Source organism: Microbacterium sp. CIAB417, assembly GCF_022788845.1.
This window is the reverse complement of sequence record NZ_JAHZUT010000007.1, coordinates 138,055-148,336: the sequence shown is the minus strand read 5'-3', so window position 1 is coordinate 148,336 and position 10,282 is coordinate 138,055. Positions and strand designations below refer to the sequence as shown.

Below are 10,282 nucleotides of genomic sequence, written 5' to 3'. Positions count from 1 at the left end.
AGCAAGTGGGACATGCCGCGGGAATCCAAGCCCAGCAGGGCAGCAAGTGGGACATGCTGCGGGAATCCGCGCCTCAGGATGCGGGAGATGCCGGTGACTGACGGCCCGGAATGTCAGTGACCGATGTAGCGGCCGGGGCGGTGGTTCATGGCGAGGACCAGGTTCAGCAGCACGGCGCCGATCGCGCTCAGCAGGACGGCGGGGGCCGGGATGACCAGCAGCGAGATCAGGATGATCACGAGGTCCAGGATCAGCTGGGTCCATCCGGCGCGGAAGCCGGTGCGTTCCTGGATGAGGAGCGCGACGATGTTGATCCCGCCCAGACTCGCCTTGTGTCGGAACAGGATCAGCAGACCGACGCCGGCCAGGAGGTTGCCGCCGAGCGTGCCGTAGATCGGGTCCAGACTCTCGATGCGCAGGAGAGCGTGGTGCACGATGGACCACCCCGACACGAGCGCGATCGAGACGGCCGTCCGCAGCGTGAAATCCCATCCCTTCTTCCAGATCGCGAGCACGGCGAAGGGAAGGTTCACGACGGCGAAGATCAACCAGAACGGCCACGACGTCGCGTAGTCGAACAGCAGGGCGACGCCCGCGGTGCCGCCGGTGACCGAGCCCGCCGACTGCAGCAGGTAGAGACCGAGCGAGGCAGCGAAGGTTCCGGTCAGAATGCCGAGGATGTCCTCGGGCACACTGTGCGCCGTCTGCTTGACGTCGAAGACGAGTGTCGACGCGGTCTCGGGGGCGCTCGCGCGTGCGCCGAGCTCCGGTTCCATCGCGTCGGCGGATGGCTCGGCGGACTCCGGATGCGGCTCGTTCACGTCGTCCATCGTGCCACCTGGATGCGGCTGCTCCACGCCGCGATGACGTCGTCGGAGCGCGCGGCGCAACCCGCATCCGATCCCCCGTCGGCTCCGAATAAGGTTCAAGGCCGGAAGAGTGCCGGGTCGGGAATGAAATCCCGCACCGGATCGTTTCAATCAGTGCTGGCACCTCGAGGTCCGGAGGAGGCGATCGTGGGCAAGAACTACATCGATATCGAGAACGAGCGCGGTGAGATGCTGCGCTACCGCAAGCACGTCAACGGACGTGGGCTCATCGCGAACGGCGCGAAGGTCCACCCGACGGCCGTCGTCGAAGCGGGCGCCTATGTGGAGCCCGGCGCGCAGATCGCCGCCGACGTCTACGTCGGCCGCGGCGCGTGGATCGAGAGCGACGTCGTCATCGGTCCGAAGGTCAAGATCGCGCCGCACGCGCACATCGGCTCCCGCGCACGAGTGGGCGCCGGCGCGCAGATCGGCGTGCGCACGCAGGTCGGCCCCGGCGCGAGTGTCGCCGGGGGTTCGCTGATCGGCGACGACCAGACCATCGCTCAGGGTGAGCGCGTCGCCACCGACCGCCGGGGGCTTCGCTCCGCCGCCTGAGCGCACCGCATCCGTCACTCCCAACCGTTCGCCTGTCCCAGATCGCGCCCGCCGGCTCGATCTGTGACAGGCGAACTGCCGTTTCGGGTCCGCTCCGTCGGCGCCCGAGTTGCGTCGCATGTGCGCAAATGCCACAGCTTTGCGCAGATGCGACAGCGAACGTCTGTGGCGGATGCGGGAAAGTGTCGCCGCTCGGCGGCCATGCACCGCACCGGTCCGAGCTACGAACGGTGACGCCCCTCGCGACCACACCATGAGCCACGGAGCGGAGGCGGGATAGCCTGGGGGCATGGCTGGTCGAGGGGCACCGAGGGGCGGAAAGAAGCCCGCACGCTCGGCGTCGGCCCGCAGCACCGCCGCACATCGGCCGACCAAGAGCGGCGCACCCCGCCCCCCAGCCAAGAAGCCCGAGCCGGCCCCGGCTCCCCCGATCCCCGAGGGGCCGTTTCGCCTCGGCGCGATCCCGGGAGCCACACCCGGTAAGTGGATCGACATCTGGCAGGAGCGGATGCCACGCACGCCGCTCGAGCTCGTGCCGCTCGAGGTCGCCGCGCAGGAGGGGGCGTTGCAGAGCGGCCGGGTGGATGCAGCGTTGGTCCGCCCGCCCGTCGACACCGAGCGCTGGCACCTCATCCGCCTCTACGAGGAGACCGTCGTCGTCGCCTTCTCGGCCGATTCGCACCTCGCCGCGGGTGAGGAGCTCACCGTCGAGGACCTCGAGGGCGAGGTGCTGATCATCCCGGCCGACGACGTCGTAGACCCGCATGTCGCGGGCACCGTCGCGCCCGCCTTCGCGGCACCGTCGACGACGGCGGATGCCATCGAGATCGTCGCCTCCGGTGTGGGCATCGTGATCGTCCCGATGTCGCTGGCGCGGCTGCACCACCGCAAGGACGTGGAGTACCGGGCGCTCTCGGGCGCAGCACCCTCGCCCGTCGGGTTCGCGTGGCCGCGCGAGGATGCGTCGCCGCTCGTCGACACCTTCATCGGCATCTTCAGAGGCCGCACCGCGCAGTCGTCGCGCGACTGAGCCGACACCGTGGAGGCCGCCACAGCAGCGCCATAGAATCGCAGGATGGATCCCCGCCCGCTGCTGTACCTCTGCGCGCGGCCGCAGAGGGATGCGGCCCAGGCGGAGTGGGGGTCGTTCCGCGTCGCGATGGGGCGCGACGCGGACGGGCTCCATGCGTGGGATCTGATCGCAGACCGCCTGCCGACCGACGTGCTCGATCGCTATGCGGGCTTCGTCGTCGGCGGCAGCCCGTTCAACGTGACGACGCCCGACAAGGGCGCGGTGCAGATCCGGGTGGAGGACGACCTCGCCCGGGTGGCAGAGGCCGCCGCATCCGGCGCGACGCGGGCGATGTTCACCTGTTACGGCATCGGGGTCGTCACCCGCGTCTTCGGGGGCACCGTGGCCGACACGTATCCCGAGGGCACGGGAGCGACGACCGTCACCCTGACGGATGCGGGACACCACGACCCGGTGTTCGGCGGCCTGCCCGAGCGATTCGACGCGTTCACGGCGCACAAGGAGGGCACCGACATCCTGCCGCCGGATGCCGTGCTGCTCGCCACGAACGAGGACTGCCCCGTGCAGGCCTACCGCGTCGGCGAGAGCCTGTACACGACGCAGTTCCACCCCGAGCTCACACCGACCGACTTCACGGCCCGCATGCGGATCTATCGCGACGGCGGGTACTTCGATCCGAGCGAGTTCGACGCGGTCGCGGCGCGGGTGCTGGCATCGCCCGTCACCGAGCCCGCGCGCATCCTGCACGCCTTCGCGCGCCTCTGAGCCGGCCGTCAGCCCCGGCGCAGTCGCCGCACGACACGCACGACGGTGACGAGGGCGATGAGAGCGGCGGCGCAGACGGCGGCCGTGCCGATCGCCGCGCTGTGCGGCTGATCGGTCAGGCGACCCACGGCGAGCCAGGACAGTCCCCAGCAGAGAGCGAGCGAGGGGGCGACGCGGCCGAACCAGGCGATGCCGCATCCGATCGCCGCCACGGCGATCAGCACGACGACGCCCCAGACATCGGCCGCCTCTTCGGCGCCGGCGGGGAGGAGGCGGGTGAGCCACGCGGCGGTGTTCGCCACCGTCGCGAGGGTCACCCATCCGAGGTGCAGTCCCGTGACACCGTCGATCAGCACGGCAGAGACGGCGCCCTCGCGCGGCTGCGTGATGGCTCGACGCCAGGTGATCGCGAGGGCGACGAGAAGCAGCACGATGACGAGCACGGTCAGCGGCAGCGTGGTGAACTGCGCTGACACGAGCCACAGTCCGTTGAGCACCTCGGTCAGAGCGATCAACCAGCCCAGGCGTCGCTGCCGTTCACTCCCCCGCTGACCCGGCAGTGCCTGCCAGATGGCGTAGGCGATGAGGCCCAGGTAGACCGCCGACCAGATCGAGAAGGCCTGTCTCGCGGGGGCGAGGTAGCTCGCGTCGGCGTCGAGGGCACCGTCCTGCAGATCCTGCACGGCCGTGCCGCCGAACAGGCCTGTGCCGACCATGGCCGCGACCAGCATGAATCCGGTCGCGGCCAGGACGACGATCTGGCGCGTGATGTCCGATGAGCGCGAGGTGGCGACGTTCATCCCACAACGCTAGATAATCTAGCTATCTTGCACCAGGGGTTGACAGCGTCCGCCGGGGCCTGCGTCGTCGAGCGAGCACCCGTTCGCCGAGTGAGCACTCCATCGCATACTCGCTCGACGAACGGATACTCCTTCGGCGGCTGGATCGACGCGCAGAGCTCAGCGGTAGCTCGAGAGCACCCGCTGCGACTCCCGCTCCGCCTTCTCGTTCGCCTTCCCTTCGCGCGAGCCCGCGAGCTTCGCACGGATGTGGTCGCCCACGGTGATGGGTTCGTACAGGTCGGGGTGCTCCGCGTCGATGCAGGACGGCAGCGTCTCGATCAGCGCGTCGACGTCGCCGTCGTGGAAGAACGCGGCCGATCGGCGTCGCTCGATCGTCCCGTCGATCACGGGCGGCTTCACCCGGTGCAGGGTCGACATCCACCGCTCGTTCGTCCACCGCGCGGTCACGTCGCCGAGGTTGATGAGAAGCGCGCCGTCAGCGGGAGCGACGTCGTTCCACGAGCCGTCGGCGCCGAGCACCTGAAGTCCCTTCACCTGGTCGGCCCAGAGGATCGTCACGATGCCGTAGTCAGTGTGCTCGCCCATGCCGACCAGGTCACCGTCGAGCGTGACGTCCGTCCCGGGCGGCAGCGCGTAGTTGTTCATCCGCATGACGTCGAGGGAGTGCCCGGTGCGCCGGTCGAAGAAGTCGGGTTCCAGGCCGAGCGCATCCGCGAAGATGCGCGTCATCGTGCGTGCCACACGCGCAGCCTCGGCGAAGTAGGCCCGCACCTGCGCCTCGAACCCGTCGACGTCGGGCCAGATGTTGTCGGCGTACTCCGGCTGCGGAAGGTCCGCGGATGCGGGATAGTCCGCCTGCGCGGCACCGACGTTGAACGCCTCGAAGAAGTCGTTCATCCGGTTCGCCGACTCGACGCCCAGCGAAAGGCTGAGCGACTCGGACTTGGGCGGGCTGTAGCCGCGGTTGATCTGCGGGGGCGTGCGATAGGTCTTCTTCTGCTCCAGATCGAGGGCGAAGAAGCGGTCCATCGCATCGGTCAGGCCGGCGGTGACTGCATCCGGGATGCCGTGTCCGGTGATCTGGATGAAGCCGACGGTGCGGCAGGCCTCATCGATCGCGCGCGCGACGGCGGCTTTCGCTTCGGGGCTGCCGTCTGCGACGTACGCGGTGATGTCGACGAGGGGGACGTGGAAGGTCATGGCGACTCCTGGGTGGGGATCGCCCTCGGAAGGGCGATCGATGGGTATCGAGGCAGCCACTTCACGGTTTCCCACCGCGGCTGCGAGGGCCGCGGCGCGTGTTTACATGAACGCTGCCGCCAGGCTAGACGGCCCGCGTTTCCCCCGCGTTACATCTGCCACGGTGCTCCCGGTCGGGGTACGGCGCGGCGCGCTTGTAGATTCGGAGGGGTTCGCGATGAAGGGGGATCTCCACCATGACGGTTGAGTTGCCGGGGCTGCCGCCCCTGACCTGGACCCACAGCGAGGGTCAGCACCACCGGGAGGGCGATGTGCTGGTGCTCACCTCCGAGGCGGAGGTCGACTGGACGAACGACGCGACCGGCGCGCCGCCGTCGCACACCTCCGCAAGCCTCGCCTTCGACATCGACGAGCCGTTCCAGCTGTCCGCCCGGGTGTCGGTGGATGCCCCGCGCACGACGTTCGACGCCGCCGTGCTCACCCTATGGGTGGACGAGGACTGCTGGGCGAAGCTCTGCTTCGAGTACTCGCCCCAGGGTGAGGAGATGGTCGTCAGCGTCGTGACGGATCGCTTCTCCGACGACGCGAACGGCCCCATCATCCTTGAGGGGTCGGTCTGGCTCCGGGTCTCGAGCCTCGCCGGCGGCGCGTACGCCTTCCACTACTCGACGGACGGCGCCGTCTGGCACTTCGTTCGCCAGTTCCGGCTGAACGCGTCGACGCGCCCCCGGATCGGCTTCATGTCGCAGGCACCCATGGGGCCGGCGGCAACCGCTCGCTTCCGGGACATCTCGCTGGTTCGCGCACAGCTCGCGGACGTGCGCAACGGCAGCTGAGCCCGACCGGTTCGCCGAGCGAGCATCCATTCGCCGAGTGAGCACCCCATTGCATGCTCACTCGGCGAACGAATGCTCATTCGGCGGGGTGCAGCGCGCTCAGGGATGCAGCGGGCCGAGCACCACGGCGGCGTCGGCCGGGACGGAGACCGTGCCGGCGGCGGGCGAGACCGGCACGGTGGCCAGCAGCACGCTCTCCGCCGCGGCGAGCGGCACGTCCCAGGGATCGGCCGCGAGGTTCACGATGATCCGCAGCGCCCCGCGCCCCAGCACGAACCGCCTGGCAGACGGCGCCGCATCCGGTCGCTCGATCGCCGCCGACAGGTGCGCCGACGCGGGGTCGGTGAGCTCGGGCCGCTCGCGCCGCAGCCGCGCCAGGTCGCGGTAGAGCGCGAGGATGCGCGCGTGGTCACCCGACTCGGCCTCGTCCCACGCGAGCTTGGCGCTCTGGAACGTCGCCGGATCCTGCGGGTCGGGCACGACCGAATCGTCCCAGTCCGTCTTCGCGAACTCCTCCGCCCGGCCCTTCCGCACCGCCTCACCGAGCCACTCCTCCGGATGCGAGGTGAAGAACGGCCACGGTGTCGATGCGCCCCACTCCTCGCCCATGAAGAGCATGGGTGTGCCCGGCGCGGTCAGCGTCAGCACGGCGGCGACCGCGAGCCGGTCGGGCGACAGCGTCGCGCTCAGCCGGTCGCCCGCCGCGCGATTGCCGACCTGGTCGTGGTCCTGGGCGAAGGTCACGAGACGCCAGGTCGGAACCTCCGCGGGGATCGGATGTCCGTGGTGACGCTCGCGGAACGACGAGTACGTCCCGTCGTGGAAGAACCCGCGGGTCCACACCTTCTCGAGCGCATCGGATGCGGCGAAGTCCGCGTAGTAGCCGCTCGTCTCGCCGGTGAGCGCGACATGCACGGCGTGATGCCAGTCGTCGCTCCACTGCGCGGCGAGCCCGTAGCCGCCGGCCTCGCGCGGCAGGATCAGCGTCGGGTCGTTCATGTCGCTCTCGGCGATGAGTGTCAACGGGCGGCCGACGTGCGCCGACAGTGCGTCGACGGCCTCCGCCATCTCGCGCAGGATGTGGACGGGCCGTTCGTCGTGCAGCGCGTGAACCGCATCCAGTCGCAGCGCATCGACGTGGTAGTCACGGAGCCACATCAGCGCGTTCTCGACGATGAAGGCGCGCACAGCCGGCTCGTCGAGGTTGACGGAGTCGCCCCACGTGTTTCGGGTGCCCTCCCGCAGGTACGGGCCGAACTCGGGGAGGTAGTTGCCGGACGGGCCGAGGTGGTTGTAGACCACATCCTGCACGACGGCGAGACCCGCGGCGTGGGCCGCGTCGACGAAGCGCGCGTATCCCGCGGGTCCGCCGTAGGCCTCGTGCACCGTGTACCAGGCGACCCCGTCGTATCCCCAGTTCCAGACGCCGTTGAAGCCGTTCACCGGCAGCAGCTCGATGTGGCTGACTCCCAGCTCGACGAGGTGGGGAAGACGTTCGATCGCCGCATCCAGCGTGCCCTCGGGCGTGAACGTGCCGAGGTGCAGCTCGTAGATCAGACCCCCCGCCAGCTGGCGACCGGTCCATGCGTCATCCGTCCACGCGAATGCAGCGGTATCGACCCACGCGGATGCCGCGTGCACGCCCTCGGGCTGGCGGCGCGAGCGCGGGTCGGGGCGCAGTTCGCCGTCGTCGAGCACGAACCCGTAGCGCTCGCCGTCGGTGAGATCCACCGGTGCACGCCACCATCCGTCGGCTTCGGCCGTCAGCTCCCTCTCGCGTGTCAGGTCGGCACCCGAGCGCATCCGTACCCGCCGCGCCTTGGGCGCCCAGAGCTCGATCATCGTCTCGTCCTCGTCTCGTGGGTCGATCGTCATCCGCGCGGTGCCGCGAGCGCGACCGGCGCGAGCAGCGCGACCGGGTAGGTCGCCAGCAGCTCGGCGAGCGGGATCTGCTCGGTGTCGAAGATCCGGCCGGTCAGCTCGTCCTGCACGGCGCCGGCGGGATGCAGGAGGGTCGCGTCGCCCCATCCGCCGTGAGCCGCGAGGCCCATCGGCAGCCGGGTCGCGACCGCGATCGCACCGCCGCGGTCGAAGGCGACCGCGTGCTCGGCGGCCGCACCGGTCACGGTCACCGGCGTGTAGCGGGTGAACAGGTGGGGTCGATCGCGGCGCAGGCGCAGGGCGCGGGATACCAGCAAGAGCTTGGCGGCCGCGGTGTCGTCCACGGGCGGCACGAGTCCCTCATCCAGTCGTGCGAGCGTGGCGGCGCGGGCCGCGAAGTCGACGTGGCGACGGTTGTCCGGGTCGACGAGCGACTGCTCCCACAGCTCGGACCCCTGGTACACGTCGGGGATGCCGGGTCCGGTGAGCTGGAGGATCTTGGCGGACAGGCCGTTCGAGTACCCGGCCGCAGCGATCTCTGCGACGAACGACTCGACGAGCGGGCGCGCCTCGCCGAAGGCGGCATCGACGACGGCATGTATCCGCCGCTCGAAGTCCTCGTTCACGTCGAGCCAGCTGGTCGCGTCGCCGGCCTCGCGCGCGGCCTTCTCGGCGTAGGCGTGGAGCCGCTCGGCGCTCGCGGGCCAGGCACCGACGATGGCCTGCCACAGCAGCGCGTCGAACGGGCCGTGACCGGTCGTCGCGATCTCGCGCAGCGCGTCGAGCGTCTCCGCCCACCGCTCGGGGATCTCCGCGAGCACGTCGAGGCGCGCCCGCACATCCTCGCCCCGCTTCGTGTCGTGCGTCGACAGCGTGGTGAGAGAGTGCGGCCACGATGCCTGCCGCCGCGCGAACGCCTCGTGGAACCCGGCGACATCGAGCGAGAACTCGGAGGGGTCTCCCCCGACCTCGGTCAGCGACCCGAGACGGGTGAAGCGATAGAACGCGGTGTCCTCGACGCCCTTGGCCATGACCGGTCCGGTCGTCTGCTGGAAGCGCTGCGCGAGCTCTCTCGAGCCGTCGGCGAGCAGCGGCACGAGGGCGGCGATCGCCTCGGCGAGCTCCGGACGCGCAGCGGATGCGGCCTCCGCCGCGTTGTCGAGCCACGCGCGCCCCGCAGGCAGGTAGCTGCGGTAGGTCGGGAACAGTGCGAGGAGTTCGGCCAGCGCCTCTCGGGCACCGGGAACGGGGATCGGCAGTAGGCGCACCAGCCGCGCAACCTCGGATGCCTGGATCGTGTCGGCGATCTGACGCTTCGTGCCGTGGATGAGCTCGGCCCACGACGGCGCCGAGGGGAGACCCGTCTCGATGCGCAGCTGCGCATCCAGCGCGTCGAGGCCGGCACGACCCGCGGGGTCGACGAGCACACGCTCGATCTCGCCGAGGGCGTCGTAACCGGTCGTGCCGACGGTGTGCCACCACGAGGGCAGCTCCTCGCCGTGCTCGAGGATCTTCTCGACCCAGACCGGCAGACCGTTCGTGACCTCGGCCAAGCGCGCGAGGTATCCGCCCGGGTCGCGCAGGCCGTCGGGGTGGTCGACGCGCAGGCCGTCCACGAGCCCCTCGCGCACCCACCGCAGGATCTCGACGTGCGCGTCGTCGAAGACGCGCGGGTCCTCGACGCGGACGGCGGCGAGCGTCGTCACGGCGAAGAACCGGCGGTAGTTCAGCAGCGCGACCTCGTCGCGCCAGAAGCGCAGTTCGTAGTGCTGCCGGTCGAGCACCGCGGCGACGTCGTCGGGCTCGAGCCCGTCGAGCGAGCCCGGGGCGAGCGGCAGCTCGTGGTCGTAGTACCGCAGGAGTCCGTCGGGGGCGTCCGGAGCGGGTGTCAGGTCGATCGTGATCTCGCCGATCACCTCCGCGAGCGGAGCGCCCAGGATCGGCAGCCGCACCCGGCCATCGTCGAGCGCGCGGTCGACGTCGAACGCGGCCGCGCGCTCGGACGCCTCGCCGAGGCGCAGGTAGTCCCACCACCACGGGTTCTCGCGGGGGATCGAGACGCCCACGTGGTTGGGAACGATGTCGACGAGCACCCCGAGCCCCGCGTCGTGGGCGGCGGCCACGAACCGATCGAGCGCCTCACCTCCGCCGCGGGCGGGGTCGACGAGGGAGGGATCGACGACGTCGTAGCCGTGATCGGAGCCGGTCGTCGCCTTCAGCAGCGGCGACAGGTACACCCACCCCACGCCGAGGTCGGCGAGGTAGGGCACGACAGCGGCAGCCGCATCCAGATCGAAGCTCGGACGGATCTGCAGGCGGTAGGTCGAGGCGGGCAGCATG

At 70.3% G+C, this 10,282-nt stretch carries 9 protein-coding genes; 4 read left to right on the top strand and 5 right to left on the bottom strand.

All coding sequences use genetic code 11. The features are described 5' to 3' along the window. Positions 1–113: 113 nt before the first annotated feature. Positions 114–830 carry a YitT family protein gene (locus KYX17_RS25730; protein ID WP_243231247.1) on the bottom strand — a complete coding sequence of 239 codons (717 nt, stop codon included), beginning with the start codon at positions 828–830 and terminating at the stop codon, positions 114–116. 186 nt (positions 831–1,016) lie between these two features. Between KYX17_RS25730 and KYX17_RS25725 the strand changes: the two genes are divergently transcribed. The 3 genes from KYX17_RS25725 (at position 1,017) to KYX17_RS25715 (ending at position 3,222) form a co-directional block, all read left to right on the top strand. Further along, positions 1,017–1,424 carry a transferase gene (locus KYX17_RS25725; protein ID WP_243231245.1) on the top strand — a complete coding sequence of 136 codons (408 nt, stop codon included), beginning with the start codon at positions 1,017–1,019 and terminating at the stop codon, positions 1,422–1,424. A gap of 289 nt (positions 1,425–1,713) precedes the next feature. Next, on the top strand, positions 1,714–2,454 hold the full coding sequence (locus KYX17_RS25720; RefSeq protein ID WP_243231244.1) for a LysR family substrate-binding domain-containing protein: 741 nt from the start codon (positions 1,714–1,716) through the stop codon (positions 2,452–2,454). A gap of 45 nt (positions 2,455–2,499) precedes the next feature. Then, positions 2,500–3,222, top strand: coding sequence for a GMP synthase (locus KYX17_RS25715; protein ID WP_243231243.1), 723 nt, complete (start codon positions 2,500–2,502; stop codon positions 3,220–3,222). An 8-nt stretch (positions 3,223–3,230) separates the two neighbouring features. Here KYX17_RS25715 and KYX17_RS25710 read toward each other — a convergent pair whose 3' ends face one another. Both KYX17_RS25710 and KYX17_RS25705 read right to left on the bottom strand, forming a co-directional pair. Beyond that, positions 3,231–4,022, bottom strand: coding sequence for a tryptophan-rich sensory protein (locus tag KYX17_RS25710; RefSeq protein WP_243231241.1), 792 nt, complete (start codon positions 4,020–4,022; stop codon positions 3,231–3,233). A gap of 159 nt (positions 4,023–4,181) precedes the next feature. Beyond that, positions 4,182–5,225, bottom strand: a complete 1,044-nt coding sequence (locus KYX17_RS25705) for an isopenicillin N synthase family oxygenase (protein WP_243231240.1) — start codon at positions 5,223–5,225, stop codon at positions 4,182–4,184. Between the two features lie 236 nt (positions 5,226–5,461). On the opposite strand from KYX17_RS25705, the gene KYX17_RS25700 reads away from it, so the two are divergent. Beyond that, positions 5,462–6,061 (top strand): DUF1349 domain-containing protein, encoded by a 600-nt coding sequence (locus tag KYX17_RS25700; protein WP_243231239.1) that lies wholly within the window; start codon positions 5,462–5,464, stop codon positions 6,059–6,061. A gap of 99 nt (positions 6,062–6,160) precedes the next feature. Here KYX17_RS25700 and treZ read toward each other — a convergent pair whose 3' ends face one another. After that, positions 6,161–7,903, bottom strand: a complete 1,743-nt coding sequence (gene treZ, locus KYX17_RS25695) for a malto-oligosyltrehalose trehalohydrolase (RefSeq protein WP_243231237.1) — start codon at positions 7,901–7,903, stop codon at positions 6,161–6,163. Between the two features lie 29 nt (positions 7,904–7,932). Then, the gene (treY, locus tag KYX17_RS25690; RefSeq protein WP_243231235.1) at positions 7,933–10,281 is read right to left on the bottom strand and encodes a malto-oligosyltrehalose synthase; all 2,349 of its coding nucleotides are present in this window, start codon (positions 10,279–10,281) and stop codon (positions 7,933–7,935) included. Between the last annotated feature and the right edge of the window lies 1 nt (position 10,282).

What these genes read in the sequence shown, in the direction of transcription:
- KYX17_RS25730 (WP_243231247.1), bottom strand. Translation starts at nt 830, where the DNA reads ATGGACGACGTGAACGAGCCGCATCCGGAGTCCGCCGAGCCATCCGCC.
- KYX17_RS25720 (WP_243231244.1), top strand. Translation starts at nt 1,714, where the DNA reads ATGGCTGGTCGAGGGGCACCGAGGGGCGGAAAGAAGCCCGCACGCTCG.
- KYX17_RS25715 (WP_243231243.1), top strand. Translation starts at nt 2,500, where the DNA reads ATGGATCCCCGCCCGCTGCTGTACCTCTGCGCGCGGCCGCAGAGGGAT.
- KYX17_RS25710 (WP_243231241.1), bottom strand. Translation starts at nt 4,022, where the DNA reads ATGAACGTCGCCACCTCGCGCTCATCGGACATCACGCGCCAGATCGTC.
- KYX17_RS25705 (WP_243231240.1), bottom strand. Translation starts at nt 5,225, where the DNA reads ATGACCTTCCACGTCCCCCTCGTCGACATCACCGCGTACGTCGCAGAC.
- KYX17_RS25700 (WP_243231239.1), top strand. Translation starts at nt 5,462, where the DNA reads ATGACGGTTGAGTTGCCGGGGCTGCCGCCCCTGACCTGGACCCACAGC.
- treZ (WP_243231237.1), bottom strand. Translation starts at nt 7,903, where the DNA reads ATGATCGAGCTCTGGGCGCCCAAGGCGCGGCGGGTACGGATGCGCTCG.
- treY (WP_243231235.1), bottom strand. Translation starts at nt 10,281, where the DNA reads ATGCTGCCCGCCTCGACCTACCGCCTGCAGATCCGTCCGAGCTTCGAT.